The sequence below is a fragment of the Enterobacter sp. I4 genome (assembly GCF_022669095.1).
GTDB lineage: Bacteria > Pseudomonadota > Gammaproteobacteria > Enterobacterales > Enterobacteriaceae > Enterobacter > Enterobacter pasteurii.
In genome coordinates this window covers 1433356-1451167 of record NZ_JALBUO010000001.1, presented here as the reverse complement: position 1 = coordinate 1451167, position 17812 = coordinate 1433356, and the positions used below count along the sequence as shown (strand labels likewise).

Genomic DNA, 17812 nt, shown 5'->3' with positions numbered 1-17812 from the left:
AGAAAAAGAAAAAAGACGATCCCTCTATTTATCCTATGTTCTGAGGCACATCGCAACATAATTGGAAGGTGTTTCGTTATTTATTTATGAGGGGCTTATGTGGCGAGCTGTTTTTGCTTACTCGGTGCGTCCGGAGATTTATCTGGACGTAGATAATATTTATAGTTTGTTTCCTGAACAAATCCCCCTGAGCGGAAATATTACATCATGTGTTTCTTCGCTCACTTTAACATTGAAACATTTAGCACTACGCTGGAAGCAATTTCATGAATTCGCAGGGCATGGCTCGTCTGTGCAAAATATTATTCTTCAGCAGACCGCTCCCCTTGCAGCAAGTATGGGAGTGGCGCTTCACGGAATGAGCGCACCGGGCGTTTTTGAGGATGCAGTGCATTTACGTCTTCTTACGTTGCTTGCCGATGATGTTGGAGTGGGAGAGGCAGAAAATTCTCGCTTTGACCGGTTCTGTTCACTCGCGCGTACCCAAGGCGTCTCGAATATGTCAGCTGGCAGCCGGGAGTTGAGTGATATTCGTGAAATTCGTGATATATGCTTTAAGTTTCCCGCCATACTTTACGCTATGAGCAGGCGCAGTGACGCTTTTGATTATGAACTTATTGGTTTCGATTTTGCTTGGAGAACCGCTGGTCTTTTGCCTGCCTGGCAATCGCTCGATGTTAATGAATCGGCGCTAATGCACCTAAACATGGGAGTCGGACGCGGTGCTGCCCTTTCTTACGGAGAGATAGTACAGCCGATTACTGAAGAGCTTTTCAACAGCCTGTGTGCTGAACAAACAGCCCGGACGAGAATAGCCTTCGGCATTGGCTTATTCGAGGCGTTGTTGCAGGAGCTGGATGATGCTGTACTTACGATTACGCGCTCGATGTGCAATCCCCGCCTCGCGATGGCTAGCCTTATTCAGGAACGAGCTCGTGAAGCTCAGGTTTATCATGCAGGATTTATTCTTGAGGGACGCCCTCTTTCAGAGTGGTTTGCTGAGGCTCGTGATAATCCCCTTCCTCTGGTTGATGCTCTTGGTTGCAGCCGCTTGGTTCGTCCAGGGGCTCCTGATCGTAGTGTTTTGATTAATGGCTTGGTGTCAGACAATGGAGCGATGTTCCGCATCTTTAGCCAGAAAGATCTTCTAACGATCCGTAACTGGATACTCAGCCTTACCGATGCTCCTAACAACGGCGAGACAATTTTACCCGCTGAAGTTTGCGTAGCCTCATTCTCTTGTGAGGTTCGTGCTGGCGATTGCTCACTTGGAGCCCAACCTGGCGACATCCGCAGCGCATATTACCTATTACAAGGGAGGGCACTTACCCCAAACTTACGTGATTTTGCCAAAAGTTATTGCCACTTCTGGCTCCAGAAAGCACAGGAATCTTTCGACAAAAATCCTCGTTCTTTCCCACATACTTGGTCTCCGGGCATACTCAGGGAATGGTTGTTAACGTCGCATGATGCACATGCTCAGAATTTTAGTACCTCACAAAACGTCGATATGCCTTCGCGTGAATCTGTCATTGCGCAGACGCTACAACTGGCACCACTCACCCTGATTGATGGGGCTTGGCTTCAAGGATTTACTGACATCTCGCTGGCCTCTAGTCGCACGGGAAGTCCTCTGTTTGAGACATTCTGGGATGAGCTCGGTAATGGTCAGTGGAGACTTAATCATCCGAAAATTTACCGAGATGTTCTCGCTGCAATGTCGATAACGTTACCTGCAACTGGCAGCCTTTCTTTTGCGCAAGATATACGGTTTGCAGATGACGCTTTTCAACTCCCGGTTTACTGGCTTTGCCTCGGTAAATTTCCGTTAACATTCCGACCGGAAATTTTAGGTATGAATCTGGCGATGGAACTGTCCGGGGTCGGCGGCACTTACCGAAACGCGCACCGTTTCCTCAAGCATTATGGACTGCCGACCACTTTTGTCGATTTACATAACACCATAGATAACGTCTCAACTGGGCATGCAGCTTGGGCCGCAGAGGCGATTGATGCATGGATGCAATACTCGCAAGATCTGATTCCCGTAGAAGCAACTTGGGCACGTATACGACTTGGTTACGAGTCTCTTGCTCCTGTTGTTAATTCACCGGAACAGCTGAATTTCTTTTCTTCACATAAGCGAGATCTGCAATTTTCGAGTGACCTTTCCCCCTTGTTACACCGTCAATTCCATTCCTTCGAGGTGGTAGAGTGAGACATTATCATTTAGGTATTTCAGCCTATTTCCATGACAGCGCAGCAGCTCTGGTGTCTGAAGGACAAATTATTGCCGCTGCGCAACAGGAAAGATTCAGTAGGAAACGCCACGACAGCAGCTTCCCAGCAGATGCCATCTGTTATTGTTTGGATGAGGCAGGTGTAGGGCTTAGTGACTTGACGTCAATTAGCTTTTATGATGCTCCAGATCTTAAGTTCGAACGTTTAATTTCCTCGTTTGCCAGCGCGGGACCGGGAGGTCTTGCCGCTTTTCAGCGGGTCTTTCCAGAATGGATTCGTTGGAAGGCGCGGCCAGAAAAACAGATCATGTCTTCGCTATTGAAACTTAATCGCGGGCACCCCAAGGTAAATATCATTTACGGTACGCATCATCGCTCTCATGCGGCGTCTGCGTTTTATCCTTCTCCCTATAATCGTGCAGCTGTGCTGTGTATCGATGGTGTAGGCGAATGGCAAACGACCACTATCTGGCACGGAGAGGGTTCTGACCTCACGCTGAAAAATGCAATCTCCTATCCACATTCACTCGGACTGCTTTATTCAGCATTTACCGAGTTCTGCGGTTTCAAAGTCGATTCAGGTGAATACAAGCTTATGGGGCTTGCCCCTTATGGCGAACCGATTTACGCACAAAAAATTCTCGATGAGCTTATTACGCTTCGTTGCGACGGATCATTCTCCCTTAATATGAACTATTTCACATTCCTTCAGGGACAGAACATGGTGGGTGAAAAATTTGAATCCTTGTTTGGTCGTTCCAAACGTCAACCAGAAAGTGTAATCACGCAAGACGATTGTGATTTTGCTGCCTCAATTCAGAAGGTTGCAGAAGAGGTGGTATTAGGCCTGGCGAGAGCAGCGAAGCAGTTGACGGGAGAGGACCGTCTCTGTCTCGCTGGCGGCGTTGCCTTGAACTGTGTGGCGAACGGCTGTCTTTCACGGGCGAGGATCTTCGATGAGATTTGGATCCAGCCAGCGGCGGGTGATGCCGGGTGTGCGCTTGGTATTGCGTTGGAGCAGGATGCTAAATGTCAACAAAAACGAATGAAGCCAGCTTCTGGTCACCGAGATGCAATGCAGGGGGCTTACCTGGGACCGGCATTCAGTGACGAGAGGGTGATGAATTATCTGAATGAACAAGATATTCCCCATCAGCTGTTATCAGAGGAAGAAATGCTGAGTTTTACAGCAGAAGCGCTGGCATCTGGCAAGGTTGTGGGCTGGTTCCAAGGAAAAATGGAATTTGGGCCAAGGGCGCTGGGCGCGCGTTCTATTCTAGGCGATCCACGTAACATTGAAATGCAAAAAACCATGAATCTCAAAATAAAGTTTCGCGAGTCGTTCCGACCTTTTGCTCCTATGGTGCTTGCTGAACGTGCATCGGAATTCTTCGATATCCGTCAGGAAAGCCCCTATATGTTGGTGGTTTCAGAGGTGCGTAAAAAGTGGCTTAAACCTGTTGAAAACCGTCATCTTGGCTCAATCAATGATGTTCGCTCGACGATGCCCGCTATCACCCATGTTGACAATTCAGCTCGTGTACAAACCGTGCATCCGGAAACGAATCCGCTTCTGGCTCGACTATTACAAAAGTTTGATGAGCTTACGGATTATCCCGTGTTGGTAAACACCTCTTTTAACGTCAGAGGAGAGCCCATTGTATGCACGCCGGCTGAGGCATACCTCTGTTTTATGCGAACTAATATCGATCTCCTAGTGTTGGGTAATTGTGTCTTGCGTAAGGAAGAACAACCCGCCCTGGAGAACGATTCGGACTGGCGTACAGAAATCGCTCTCGATTAAATTATGAGGCAAGTTACAATGCTGAAAGTCATAACTACTGCCCTGTATGTTCTTCTGTTCATACCTGTCTGGGCATGGCGTAAGTTCCTTGGGCACAGCCGATTTGAACGCTTGTTCCATAATCGTTCTAGCGCATGGGATCATCCGCTGACGCTTACCAAGGAGCATTCCGGTCGTGTGACGCGATCGATTTTTCTGAAAATCTGGACGGCAATTTTCCTTGCCTCCCTGTCAACGTTCTTCCTATTAATGGTTCTCGCCGCGCGCGTGTTTAATGACAGCGCGTCTCCTCTTGCGGCGAATATGGTCGTATTAACCCAGTGGTTACCTGCTGTGTTGGCTTTGCCGCTTATCCGGCGGGCGGGGGCAAGATTCTCACCCCGTAATCTGCTACGGACGTCAGAATTTGCCAGCGCGCTAATTGTTCCAGCCATTGCGTTCGTTTCCGGTTCTTATTACGTCATGATTTTTCTTCTTCTGTTGAAGGGTGGGTTAGACTCTCTGTCCAAGATGGCACGCGCGGTGGCTCTGAAAAATTACTTTTCTGGCCAAGCGTTGAATCAGGCGGCATCCTACTATAACACGGCAATGCTGGGGGGGGCCGGAGTCGGTGCCCTGCTGGGGGCACTATTGCTATCCGTGCTTCCGCTGGAAGCCATTTTGGGACTATGTATGATCTGTCACCTGGCCGCGGGTATTTTGTATACGCGCCTGCCAGCGCCACTAAACGACGTTAAAATACCAACAGCGAACGGGACATCGTTTCACACGCCCGTACGCGATCCTCGCCTACGCATGTCCATTATTTACTATGTCTCGACCGTTGCGCTCTATCAGGGGTATCAGAACGTCGCGCGTTCGGTCTATCCCACAGAACAGTTGGGCATGGATCCGTCCGGGATTGCTTTGATACAAACCATTGCGAGTTTTGCTTACATTCTGGGCGCAATTTTTGCTGCGCGACTGGATCTATCCGGCAACCGTTATACCGTTACTGCCCCTGTTTCGCATTTACTCACTCTGGCGCTGATGCTGCCGCTCCCCTTTATCACGTCCGCGGTCCCTGGTCTTGCCGTCTATGGCCTGTTTGCGCTGCTATTTGAGGTGGCATGGGCCGTCCATCAGCGCTACATAATTGTCGCCGCGCCACCTGAACAGCTTGGCAAAATTGTGGCCAATGCTAATGCGTTGGGATTGGGGGCAATGATTGTGGTTGCCCTACTCGGCAGTATCTTGGTTGAGCAACTTAACTTTGGCTCCGTCACGCTGAGCTTTATTGTCCTGGCGCTGATGATCCCCGTTTTAATCAATGTTTTTCTCGGCAAAAAACGCGTGTCCAGTGCCGTAGGTGAAGGAGAGTAAGTCATGCATATTGTTATCGTAGATTCTAACCGTATCGGGCTGCGTGCACTTCGTGCCGCTAAACGGGCGGGTCACTATGTCACGTTTATTGGTTCGCGTCGGCTGGAAGAACTTGTGGTTAATTTTGACAACCTTCGAGTCCCTGAACTGAGCGACAGGGTGGTAACCCTCGACACCGCGCAGGACGAAGCGACGCTGCTGGCGACGTTAAAAACCATTGATGATGAAAGAAAAATTGATGCGCTGTTTACCGTGATTGAAGTTAATGTGGCCTCGGTGGCCAAGTGCGCCAAGGCGTTAGGACTTCCGGGTATAGAACCAGAAGCAGTACATCTCTCTCAGGATAAGGCGCTTTGTCGTAAACAGATTGCAGAATGCGGTCTGGCCTCAGTTTCTTACGCTGTGGTTGAGAGTCTTGAAGCGGCACGAGAGGCGGCTCGGCACATTGGCTATCCAATGATTGCGAAGCCAAAGGTCGGTGCTGCGAGTCTTCGTGCGCTGAAGCTGGTGAATGACGATGATCTGGTGAGTTATTTTGCCAGCCTGCAAGTTGCGGTTGAAGGGCCGGAGGGCTACCTTGACGCAATGTCTGCTGAAACGTTGCTCGAACACTATGTGGAAGGGCCGCTGTTCTCGGTTGAAATTGCGGTTGCCGGGGGGGTAATACAGCCGCTGGTTCTGTCCTGGCGTAAACGCTGCACTGAAAATCCGGCTATTGAGCTGGGCACGGTTATCCCCGCGCCTGTGTCAGTGACGATCCGTGATGCTATGTTTGAGTACACAGCAGATGTCGTGCGCGCTTGTAAGCTAAACTTAGGCATTTTCCACATTGAACTGATTTACGGCCCAGAAGGCCCGGTTTTGGTGGAAATAAACCCGCGCATAATGGGTGGAAACATTCCGGCCGTGTTCAACCTGGCAACCGATATCGATCCTTATGAGCTCTTACTGGAGATTTTCCTGACGGGACGCATGCCAGCGATCTGCCAGGACATTACGCCGGTACGCGCGGCTGCGACCCGCAGCTTGGGGCCGAAGTATCCGGGACGGTTGGCTGACGATTTCACCAGCGAGACCTGGGATGCCGATTTTCGTCCACTCCTGTCTCATCTCTCTTATCACTATACCTCGGGGATGCAGGTGCCGGACATGAACAGTACCTGGTATCCCTGGCATTTCCAGTTGGTAAGCTCGTCAGCCGTAGAGGTCAGCTTGCTGACGGAATGGATCATTATGACTGCCGCAGACAAGACAGGGCTGGCGCTTCGTCGTTCAAGTGAAGACTACCTTTTACTCAAATAATGACCTATTTAGCTATCTACTCAATAAAGGAGAGGTGAATGTTAGTCGCGCTTTCGATTTTTGGTGTTATTGCTGTAATATATGTTAGTAGTCCATTTCCGCTTTGGCATTCGTATTTTATTATTTTTTATTCAAGTATCAAAAGCCAGGAAGTTTCGGGAAAAGAAAAACGTGCACTGGTAGGGTATTTGGTAAAAAGTTTCTTTTATTTGCCCCTTTCGGGTCTGCTTTATCGTCTGGATGACATCTTTGTTCGAGCTTACCGTAAGCAAGAAGTTATGGGTCCCTTATTTATTATAAGCCAGCCGCGAAGTGGAACCACTTTTTTGCTGCGCACCCTTGCGGAAGATGACAAAAATTTCTTCACTTTAAAGCATCTGGATTGGCGGGTACCAAGTATTATTGCGTGGCGCTTGTTTGATTTTCTGGGCATCCGTAAGCACCTCGAAAAGATTGACTACTGGCCCAATACTGAGCAGGGGCGTCTGGCCTCGAAAATGCATGTCCATACGCTAGGGTCCATTGAGGGGCACGGTGTTTTTCTTGAAGAAAATATGTACCACCATTATTTCACTTATCGTCGTTTTCCGTTTGCAAACGTGCTGCGCCGGATAGAGACCGTCGGCGCATTATCCTCCTTCGCAAAAAGGAAATTGGTGCATAGTCTGGCTGGGGTTGTACGTCGTGCCGCATACCATCGGGGCAACGGGCGAATGTGGTTAACAAAAGAAAATGAAAATGCGGATTTCTATCGCGAACTCTATTCTGCTTTTCCCAATGCTCGTTTCCTTTGCATTGGTCGGGAACCCAGTGGCTTTGTGAACTCATACATATCAGCGTCAGATGCCTCTATACGTGCGAAACATGATATTAATCCAAATACATTGACCGGTTATCATGAGGACAACCTTAATTTCCGTATCCGTCAGTGCCAGCAACAGATGATATTTTGCCAGGAACTAGAAGAGAAAGGAGCAATTACATATGTCGATTATTCTCAGCTGCTGGAAAACATTCCCTGTACTATGGAACGCGTATACGGAGAATTGGGAATCCCGATGACGGAAGCATTTCGTCAACGTCTGAATGAATTGCAAGAGATCCAGCGTAATCGTAAGCGTGGATATAACAACGTAAAAGAAATGGTAGTTGGTTTCGAAGATTATAGCGCTTTTCTTGAACGTTACCGTGTATCTCCTACATCTGATATGTCTCAACCTCTAACGTCAATGGAAGAGTGAGTCGCTAACTATTTTTTAAAAATGGGATTTTGTATGTCTAAGAATTCATTAACGACACGGATTGTGCATGCCGACCGTCATTTTGGCGTTGAGCACGGGGCGATCCGCAAGCCTATTCACACTGCCGTTCAGTATGACTTCGAACGGATAGAAGATTTGCTTGATGTTTTTCAGGGCAAGCTTAAAGGAGCTTTTAACTATTCGCGGACTGGAACGCCAACGACAGCAGCGCTTGAATCTAAAATGACTATGCTGGAAAACGGTATCGGGAGCGTTTGTTTCGCGACCGGTATGGGCGCCATTGCGGCGGTATTCCTAACGATGCTGCGTGCAGGCGATCATCTAGTGACTAGCCGCTACGTCTTTGCAGGAACCAACAGTCTACTTGATACCCTATCAGGATTAGGTGTTGGTGTCAGTAAAGTCGATTCCACCTGCATACAAGATGTAGCAGATGCGATCACGCCGAAAACAAGAATGGTCTTTCTTGAAACCATCGCGAACCCAGGTACAGAAGTTCCTGACTTGCAGGGCATTGGTAAGCTGTGCGAGAAACAAGGGATCTTGTTTGTCATAGATAATACGATCACCTCTCCGGTACTCTTTAGCCCTAAAAAAGTAGGTGCAGGGCTTGCTATCAACTCGTTAAGCAAAACACTGGGCGGTCACGGCGCAGCGCTGGGAGGCGCTGTAACGGATACAGGGTTATTCGACTGGCGTCAGTATCCTGCTATTTCAGAGAGCTATCGAAAAGGCGATAGTACGATGTGGGGGCTTAACCAGCTTCGTAAGAAAGCGCTTCGTGACATGGGTGCTTCGCTCTCGTCTGAACATGCGCATCAAATTGCCATCGGGATGGAAACGCTGGAGCTGAGAGTGGCACGTAGTAGCGCGACCGCACTGAAACTGGCGAAGTTTCTTGAAATGCATCCGAAAGTAAAAAATGTACTGTATCCTTTTTTACCCAGCCATCCTCAGCATGAGTACGCCCAGAATAATTTTTCGGCTGGTTCTTGGCTTCTATCGTTCGAGATAGCTGACATTGACGCGTTAATGCCCATGATGAATCGGCTGCGCATCGTATCCCGCGCTACGGGCATGGGGGATACTCGTACGCTTGCCATTCCTGTTGCTCCAACTGTTTTTTGGGAGTCAGGAGCAGAAGTGCGCAAGCTAATGAACATCCCGGATGGCTTGGTTCGTGTCTCTGTTGGACTGGAAGATGCCGAAGATTTGATATCTGATTTCAATCAGGCATTAGGGTAATCACGTACTATAGTGGCAGAGAGGGAGCCCCTGATAGGTCTTCAGAACTTTTGTAAACCAATCTTATACTGTTATACCTCTACCATAACGCCTCAATCCCAGGCTCAGCGCAATATGAGCGGAGAATGTCGAAATACATTCTTCGCCAATTTAAACAACGAAATTCCACATCGGTTAGACAAAACATACAAATCCGCGTCACCCAGAATCGCCACAGGTTTAACAGACACCTCAGAGTCATTCAAGATGACTTAAAGAGAGGTGCCCATGAGCGTTAAGCGTTATCCCGTAGAGTTTAAAATTGAAGCAGTCAAACAGGTTGTTGATCGCGGTCATTCTCTTTCCAGCGTTGCAACACGTCTCGATATCACCACTCGCAGCCTTTACGCCTGGATAACGAAGTACGGTCCGGATTCTTCCACTCATAAAGAACAGTCAGATGCTCAGGCCTAGCTCCGCCATCTCCAGAAAGAGCTGAAGCGGGTTACCGACGAACGGGACATATTAAAAAAGCCGCGGCGTACTTCGCAAAGCAGTGCGACTGAGGTACGCCTTTATCCGTGACAACACCAGTTGCTGGCCTGTTCGCCTGCTCTGTCGGGTGCTGGATGTTCATCCAAGTGGCTTTTACGCCTGGCTTCAGCAGCCGCATTCACAACGCCATCAGACAGACCTGAGACTGACAGGAGAGATTAAACAGTTCTGGCTGGAATCCGGTTGCGTCTATGGTTATCGCAAGATCCATCTGGATCTGCGGGATACCTGGCAACTGTACGGAGTCAACAGAGTCTGGCGACTGATGAAACGTGCCGGGATAAAGGCTCAGGTCGGATACCGGAGCACGCGGGCACGTAAAGGCGAGGCCTGTATCGTGTCGCCCAACAGGCTCCAGCGGCAGTTCAATCCGGATGCTCCGGATGAGCGTTGGGTAACGGACATCACCTACATCAGGACCCACGAAGGCTGGCTGTATCTTGCCGTGGTTGTTGATCTGTTCTCACGCGAAATTATCGGCTGGTCAATGCAATCCCGGATGACAAAGGACATTGTCCTGAACGCATTGCTGATGGCTGTATGGCGGCGTAATCCCCAAAAACAGGTGCTGGTTCACTCTGATCAGGGTAGTCAGTACACAAGCCATGAGTGGCAGTCGTTCCTGAAATCACACGGCCTGGAAGGGAGTATGAGCCGTCGCGGTAACTGTCACGATAACGCGGTTGCAGAAAGCTTTTTCCTGTGACTGAAACGCGAGCGGATAAAGAAAAAGATCTACGGAACGTGGGAAGAAGCCCGCAGCGATATTTTTGATTACATCGAAATGTTTTATAACAGTAAGCGTCGGCATGGTTCGAGCAATCAGATGTCACCGGCAGAATATGAAAACCAGTACTATCAACGGCTCGGAAGTGTCTAGATTATTCGTGGCTATTCACACCCCGAGTCAAATTACTTATAAAAGAATCAGTTATGCATTAAAAACTAATGCTTTTTTAGTGTAATCGGGAGCGTAGTTCTGGCGCAAGGGTTTTCGATTTATTATTACCCACTCCTTCGAGAGAGAAAACCTAAACAAAACGACACCGTAAAAGATGATAATAAATCTCACTTTAGCAAAGTTAGGTAATCTAATCTTTTATTAAGTTGTTGCCTTTAAGCCGTGCTCTTTAATGTTTACTTTCAGCTTGCGAATTTTTAATTTTCATTCGAAACAGTATTTATAAAAACACTAAAAACACCACCTCTAACTGCATCGTAATAAGTGTAAAAGGTGATCTGCATCAACACTTGCAAGACTAAACTATTTATAGTTTAGCTCCGTTATCACTTATTTAATCTTTAATTTTAAATTCTTCTGCCGCGAGTCTTTTTAAATGAAATCTCTTTATAAATCAGCGATTGCTATTGCTGTTTTTGGTGCTCTTTTCGTTAATACTGTTAATGCTGGTGATGTTTACATTCAAGACGTTAGCGGCTTAGGTACACAAGGCGTCTTCATTCACCTGCAAGGGCAAGATGAAAGCGTTAAAAGCTACGATCTGGATCAGATTGATGCTAACACCGCTGCTATCAACGTTAATACAAACACTATTAATACTGTTCAGGGAGTTACCATTGATAACGCAGATAAAATATCTGCTTTACGTGGCGATCTCACTGCTGAGGCTAATGAACGTATTAGTAACAATGCAGCACAAGATAAAACCATCAATGCTAATACTACTGCTATTGATGGTGTAAATGCTGATTTGCAAACATCTAAACAAGCGCTTTCTGATAAAGCGCAGGTTGCCCAAGATACAGCTAATAATGCTCTTACCGCTGCTGATAGTGTAGGAAAGAAACTCACCACTGTAAGTAATGCTATTCAGGGTGAGATTACCCAGGAAGCAGACACCCGTTTAGTTGCCGATCGCCAACTTAACGATCGAATCAGCACTGAAAAACAAGCAAGAATTGATTCTGACAAACTGATTTCGGCTACTAACGATAATCAGGATGTTGTTCTTGATAATCATGAAACCCGCATTCAAAAGCTTGAAAGTCAGCCTGTTCCTAAAGATGGTGTTGATGGTAAAGACGGCGCTAAGGGCGACAAAGGCGATACAGGAGCAACCGGAGCGAAAGGCGACACCGGCGCACAGGGCCTCGCGGGAATAAACGGTCGTGACGGCGTAAATGGCCATAACGGCAAAGATGGCGTGACAACCACCGTTACGCAAAAACAAGTCGACACGGCAACCCAGGCTAAGGTCGCTAAAAATAGCCTGGCGGTTAACGCAGCAACGCAGGAGCTGCAAGCGACGAGGCAGACCTTGCAGGCAATGAATAACGCCACCAGCCAGCAATTTAAATCCCTGCGTGAAGAAGTGGACAATAATAAGAAACAGGCAAATGCCGGTATTTCGGGCGCGATGGCAATGGCGGGTTTACCACAGGTGCAAACTAACCAGCGCGTGATGTTTTCAGCAGGCGGTGCGACCTACAACGGCGAAAGCGCCCTTGCCGTCGGCGCGTCGGTAAACTTTTCTTCCCATGTCATCGGTAAAATGAGCTTCTCTGATGATACCGCGAATAACATGGGGGCATCGGTTGGGATAGGTTTGGGCTTTTAAAACTTCGCCCTTTTAATGGGCATTAATTGATAGCAACGCGCATGTATAAATATATTTTTATTTCCGCAGCCCTGTACCTGATGCTGATTTCCGTTGGGATCTGGATCGGCATAATGTACGTCTCATATTATTTATGTCGTTATTAAGGCGATAAATGAAAAAGTTAATGATGATAATCATGCTTGTGGGATATGTCTCGCCCGAGCAACGCAGATGCAGCCCGAGCGGCAGACGCTGGCCAAAAACACTATCACCACAGCTAAGGTTTATTTTATGAAAACGAAATTAACGCCGATCGTATTACTGTTCTCCGTTGTCGTAATGCCCGCGCACGCCATTAGCGCACATTATCGTGCCCAGCTGGAACGTTCGGGATGCACGCAAATTAGCGCTACCGACGGTTCTTGCGATATCAGCAAAACGAAAGCGGAAAACGCGGTACAAGGCGATCGAACGACAGCGGTTCACGATCCCCTGCGGGAAGCCTCATTAACCTCAAACACGGTTAGCGCCACGGTTTCAAACGGCTTTTTTAACGCTACGGTTAACGGTAAAAAAGCCAGCGTAAAACGCCTGAATGCGCATTTCTACGAGATTCATGGCGATGGTGTTGTGATATCGCTTAGCCTTGATGAAAACGGTATTACGGACGCGTCGTGGAATAAAACGAAGGGACGCGATCGCGGTATTTTGCAGGTCATGCAGAAATAAAGCGCGTAAGGAGGCGGTCAGCCTCCTTTTTATCCGTCAATCGCACGATTTGTCACACTCTTTTCTCTGATTTTACAATGCTGACAAACCACACGTAACTCATTGTTTTTATTTGTCATAAACCGCAATTTTCCGCCTGTAAACGTGGATATTGCCCCCCCTGTGCTCTGTGTCACAAAACAGTAAACAAATTAACCATTGAGCCCGGTGACAAAAGGCTCTATATTGGCGGCGTTTTTTTCAGGCCCCATCTGTTTTTTAACTTTTTATTCAATCGTTGCTCATAACGAAGCGGCGGTTGTAGGAGTGATATGATGACGGATAAAGTCCGTATTGACACCGTAGATGCCCACAAAAGCAACGAAACCTATCTGGCCCGTCAGGCCGAGTTTGAATCTAACGTCAGGAGTTATCCTCGCAAGCTGCCTTTAGCCATCACTAAAGCAGAAGGCGTGTGGATCACCGATGCAGATAATAAAGAGTACCTTGACTGTTTAGCAGGCGCAGGCACCCTTGCGCTTGGTCACAATCATCCTGATGTGCTGAAAAGCATCCAAAATGTCATTACCAGCGGCTTGCCGTTACATACCCTGGATCTGACCACGCCTCTTAAAGACGCGTTCTCAGAATACCTGCTCTCTCTGCTGCCTGGTCAGGGCAAAGAGTACTGCCTGCAATTCACCGGGCCATCCGGTGCTGACGCTGTAGAAGCGGCGCTGAAGCTGGCTAAAAAAGTGACCGGTCGTAGCGGTATCATCAGCTTCTCTGGTGGTTACCACGGTATGACCCACGGCGCACTGTCCGTTACCGGCAACCTGTCTCCGAAAGAAGCGGTAGACGGCATGATGCCTGAAGTTCAGTTCATGCCTTATCCGCACGAGTACCGCTGCCCGCTGGGTATCGGTGGTGAAGCGGGCGTGAAAGCGCTGACCTACTACTTCGACAACCTGATTAACGACGTTGAAAGCGGCGTGCGTAAACCTGCGGCGGTGATCCTTGAAGCCGTTCAGGGTGAAGGCGGCGTGAACCCGGCTCCGGCCGAGTGGCTGCAACGCATCCGTAAAGTGACTCAGGAACACGGCATTCTGCTGATCCTCGACGAAGTTCAGGCTGGTTTTGCCCGTACCGGTAAATTCTTCGCCTTCGAACACGCGGGCATCGAGCCAGACATCATCGTGATGTCTAAAGCCGTTGGCGGCGGTCTGCCGCTGGCCGTGCTTGGTATCAAAAAGCAGTTCGATGCATGGGCGCCAGGCCACCACACCGGCACCTTCCGCGGAAACCAGCTGGCAATGGCAACCGGTCTGACCACGCTGAAAATCCTGAAAGACCAGAACATCGCTGGCAAAGTGGCTGCACAGGGCGAATGGCTGAAGGGCCAGCTGAAAGAGATGGCGAAACGTTATCCGGTAATCGGCCACGTTCGCGGTCTGGGCATGATGATCGGTATCGAGATCGTTAAGCCGCATGAAGCCGCTGACCACATGGGCTGCTTCCCGGGCGACGGCGAACTGTCTGCGCTGATCCAGAAGAAGTGCTTCGAAGCCGGTCTGATTCTGGAGCGCGGCGGTCGTAACGGTATCGTTCTGCGTCTGCTGCCTTCCCTGCTGATCAGCGATGATGAGCTGAAAGTGTTCCTGGATAAATTTGAGCAGGCGCTGCTTGCTGCGGGCGTTCGCCCGGCGTAACCGGAGTGGTTGATTACGATGTCTGATTCAAACCCAATTTTGTTCTCCTCTGCGCAGAGCATTGAAGCTTACCAGCAGGCGATTGAACAAAGCACTCAGGCTGTGATGCAGTGGCTGAAGCAGCCTGAGATGTACCAGGGCAAAACGGTCGCGGAGCTGCGCGACCGTATTAAGCTGGATTTCAACCCGAAAGGGCTGGGCAACGAAGCGGCGATTGAACGCGCCGTTGAGTTTTTCCTGAAAGACAGCTTGTCCGTTCATCACCCGCAGTGCGTGGCGCACCTGCACTGCCCGAGCCTGGTGGTAAGCCAGGCAGCGGAAGTGCTGATTAACGCCACCAACCAGAGTATGGACTCCTGGGATCAAAGCCCGTCCGCAACCATCATTGAAATCAAGCTGATTGAATGGCTGCGTACCCGCGTGGGTTATCAGGCTGGCGACGCAGGTGTCTTCACCAGCGGCGGTACCCAGAGCAACCTGATGGGCCTGATGCTGGCGCGTGATGCGTTCTTCGCGCGTCAGGGCCACTCTGTCCAGCAGGATGGTCTGACCGGCGATCTGCGTAAGATCCGCGTGCTGTGCTCCGAAAACGCGCATTTCTCCGTGCAGAAAAACATGGCGCTGATGGGTCTGGGCTATCAGTCCGTGGTGCAGGTGAAAACTGACGAATTTTCCCGTATGGATCTCAACGATCTGGCGGCGAAAATTGAGCAGTGCAACGCGAACGGTGAACAGATCCTGGCTATCGTGGCCACTGCAGGCACGACCGACGCGGGCGCAATCGATCCGCTGCGTGCCATTGCCGAGCTGGCTGCGAAACAGAATATCTGGGTACACGTTGATGCGGCCTGGGGCGGCGCGCTGCTGATGTCCGAGCAGTATCGTCACTACCTGGACGGCATCGAGCTGGTGGACTCCGTGACGCTGGACTTCCACAAGCAGTTCTTCCAGACCATCAGCTGCGGTGCCTTCCTGCTGAAAGAAGCACGTCACTATGAGCTGATGCGCTATCAGGCGGCTTACCTGAACTCTGAGTTTGATGAAGAAGCGGGCGTGCCTAACCTGGTGTCCAAATCTCTGCAAACCACGCGCCGTTTCGACGCGCTGAAGCTGTGGATGAGCCTGGAAGCGCTGGGTCAGGAACAGTATGCGGCGATCATCGATCACGGCGTGACGCTGGCGCAGCAGGTTGCGGCCTACGTGAAAGAGCAGCCTGCTCTGGAACTGGTTATGCAGCCACAGCTGGCAAGCGTTCTGTTCCGCTTCCGTCCGCAGGTGCAGATGGATGACGCCGGTATTGCCCTGCTGAACCAGAAGATTGGCGATGCGCTGCTGGAATCAGGCCGCGCAAACGTCGGTGTTACCGAACATAACGGTATCACCTGCCTGAAGCTGACCCTGCTGAACCCAACCGTGACGCTGGAGGACATTAAAGTCCTGCTGTCTCTGGTTGAGCGTACCGCTCAGGAAGTTCTGGCGAAATAACCCAAACCCCTCTCCCGCCGGGAGAGGGGCTATTTTTATAACCCTGCCCACCACATCCTGACTTTTAATCCCCAGTAGCTTGTCCAGCCCGTTGTTGTGCTAACGACATTGCCTTTAGAGACCAGCACCAGCGTCGGCGTTACGCTAACCTGCCATTGCTTTGACAGCGCACCGTTTTCGTCATTAATCACCGGCATTTTCAGCTGTTTCTTTTCGGCCCAGCGCGCAAGCTTAGCGTCATCACCAGAGCGCATGGCAATACTCACCACGTTACCGCCCTCTTCTGCCAGCCTAACGACCGCAGGCGTGGTATAACGGCAGATGCTGCACCAGGTCGCCCAGACGTAAATCAGCAGCGGCCGATCCTGTGACTGAGTGCAGCAATGTCATGTACTGAACCATCAACGTCCTGCATCGGAGTAGCGCTAAACGTGGCGGGTAATAACGGCTTGCGGTACTGATCCACACTCCAGATCACGGCCAGCGCCAGCAGTACGAGTATGATCCCTTCCCGCGCCCAGCGGCGCAGTTGGCTGAATTTGCGGTTTTCCATTATGACCTCGTGATTTAACGAAGGTCACCTTAGCGAGCTGAGCGCCGTTTCGCTGTAAAGAAGTGTCGCCTTACCTGGTGCGTAAGGTATCAACCATCAGGGTAAAGCAGGATTCAATGAGCGGAGGCAGCGCCTGCGGGGCACGCATCAGCGCCACCGTGCGCGCCAGGGCCGGTTGCTGTAGGTGAACCACCTTAAGCTGCGGGTCCTGCAGGTGGGTGGTGTAAAGCTGAGGCAATATCCCCACGGCAAGCTTCGAGCGCACCAGCCCGTATAATGTCTCGATATAGTCCACCTGATAACGGGTCTGCAGGGACAGACGGTGGCTTTCGGCAAGCGCATTGACCAGCCGCTGAATATTGCCTTTTGAGAAAACGGCAATATCCCGGCCCACCAGCTGTTTCCAGGGAACATGTGCCGACGCGGCGAGCGGATCGTCGCAGTGCAGCACGGCCACAAACGGATCCTCCTGCAACGGGAACACGTCCAGCTGTTCGGGTACCGAGTTGTCCAGCGCCCCGATGCCAAAATCAATCTGCCCTTTCAGCAGTTGCGCCACCAGCGCATCGTTAGTCTGGTCGTGAAACTCCACCCGCAAGCGCGGAAAGGCCTGCCCCAGCGTCTGCGGCAGCAGCGGAAACAGCAGCGAACTGACTGAAGGCACCAGACCGATCCGCACCGTACCGTCGCCGCCGGCCTGCACAATCTGCTGCATATCATCAAACGCCAGCTGCGCCACGCTGAGCACCCGCTGGGCATGTGGCAGAATGGCGTGCCCCAGCTCGGTCAGCGTGACCGCCGACGCGGTACGGTTGACCAGTTTACCGCCGAGCACGGTTTCGATTTGCCGCAGGGCGCTGCTGAGCGCCGGCTGGCTGATGGCCAGTTTACTGGCGGTATCCGTAAAATGACGCAGCTGCGCCAGAGTGACAAAATACTGTAGCTGCCGAAGGGAGAGCGCAGGCAAGCGCTGCCAGGGTTCCGTCATCATTATCCGTTACACGCGTCACAGAATAACCCGGGGTTATCGGGCGATAAATTTTATCA

11 protein-coding genes and 2 pseudogenes are annotated in these 17812 nt (G+C 50.3%); 11 read left to right on the top strand and 2 right to left on the bottom strand.

Going from position 1 to position 17812, the window contains the following annotated elements; genetic code table 11:
- The first annotated feature begins 61 nt into the window (after window positions 1-61).
- From MOQ06_RS06940 to MOQ06_RS06890, 11 genes and pseudogenes are all read left to right on the top strand, one after another.
- The gene (locus tag MOQ06_RS06940; protein ID WP_242172166.1) at window positions 62-2218 is read left to right on the top strand and encodes an iron-containing redox enzyme family protein; all 2157 of its coding nucleotides are present in this window, start codon (window positions 62-64) and stop codon (window positions 2216-2218) included.
- Window positions 2215-4044: a carbamoyltransferase gene (locus MOQ06_RS22550; protein WP_242172165.1), complete on the top strand. Its 1830-nt coding sequence runs from the start codon at window positions 2215-2217 to the stop codon at window positions 4042-4044. Before MOQ06_RS06940 ends, MOQ06_RS22550 begins: the two co-directional genes overlap by 4 nt.
- 18 nt (window positions 4045-4062) lie before the next feature.
- Window positions 4063-5406 (top strand): MFS transporter, encoded by a 1344-nt coding sequence (locus tag MOQ06_RS06930; protein ID WP_242172164.1) that lies wholly within the window; start codon window positions 4063-4065, stop codon window positions 5404-5406.
- A 3-nt stretch (window positions 5407-5409) separates the two neighbouring features.
- Window positions 5410-6708, top strand: coding sequence for an ATP-grasp domain-containing protein (locus MOQ06_RS06925; RefSeq protein WP_242172163.1), 1299 nt, complete (start codon window positions 5410-5412; stop codon window positions 6706-6708).
- A 38-nt stretch (window positions 6709-6746) separates the two neighbouring features.
- Complete coding sequence (locus MOQ06_RS06920) at window positions 6747-7949, top strand: sulfotransferase (RefSeq protein ID WP_242172162.1); 1203 nt, start codon at window positions 6747-6749, stop codon at window positions 7947-7949.
- Between the two features lie 33 nt (window positions 7950-7982).
- Window positions 7983-9215, top strand: coding sequence for a cystathionine gamma-synthase family protein (locus MOQ06_RS06915; RefSeq protein ID WP_242172161.1), 1233 nt, complete (start codon window positions 7983-7985; stop codon window positions 9213-9215).
- Window positions 9216-9482: 267 nt separating this feature from the next.
- A pseudogene (locus MOQ06_RS06910) lies at window positions 9483-10629 on the top strand (IS3 family transposase).
- A gap of 457 nt (window positions 10630-11086) precedes the next feature.
- Window positions 11087-12328, top strand: coding sequence for a YadA-like family protein (locus MOQ06_RS06905; protein ID WP_242172160.1), 1242 nt, complete (start codon window positions 11087-11089; stop codon window positions 12326-12328).
- A gap of 273 nt (window positions 12329-12601) precedes the next feature.
- Window positions 12602-13039 (top strand): hypothetical protein, encoded by a 438-nt coding sequence (locus MOQ06_RS06900; protein ID WP_242172159.1) that lies wholly within the window; start codon window positions 12602-12604, stop codon window positions 13037-13039.
- 311 nt (window positions 13040-13350) lie between these two features.
- The gene (locus MOQ06_RS06895) at window positions 13351-14727 is read left to right on the top strand and encodes a diaminobutyrate--2-oxoglutarate transaminase (RefSeq protein WP_032623920.1); all 1377 of its coding nucleotides are present in this window, start codon (window positions 13351-13353) and stop codon (window positions 14725-14727) included.
- An 18-nt stretch (window positions 14728-14745) separates the two neighbouring features.
- Complete coding sequence (locus MOQ06_RS06890) at window positions 14746-16212, top strand: aspartate aminotransferase family protein (protein WP_242172158.1); 1467 nt, start codon at window positions 14746-14748, stop codon at window positions 16210-16212.
- A gap of 35 nt (window positions 16213-16247) precedes the next feature.
- On the opposite strand, the pseudogene MOQ06_RS06885 reads toward MOQ06_RS06890, so the two are convergent.
- Window positions 16248-16765, bottom strand: a pseudogene (locus MOQ06_RS06885) (protein disulfide oxidoreductase).
- Window positions 16766-16835: 70 nt separating this feature from the next.
- Window positions 16836-17756, bottom strand: a complete 921-nt coding sequence (locus MOQ06_RS06880; RefSeq protein WP_176609909.1) for a LysR family transcriptional regulator — start codon at window positions 17754-17756, stop codon at window positions 16836-16838.
- Window positions 17757-17812 lie beyond the last annotated feature (56 nt).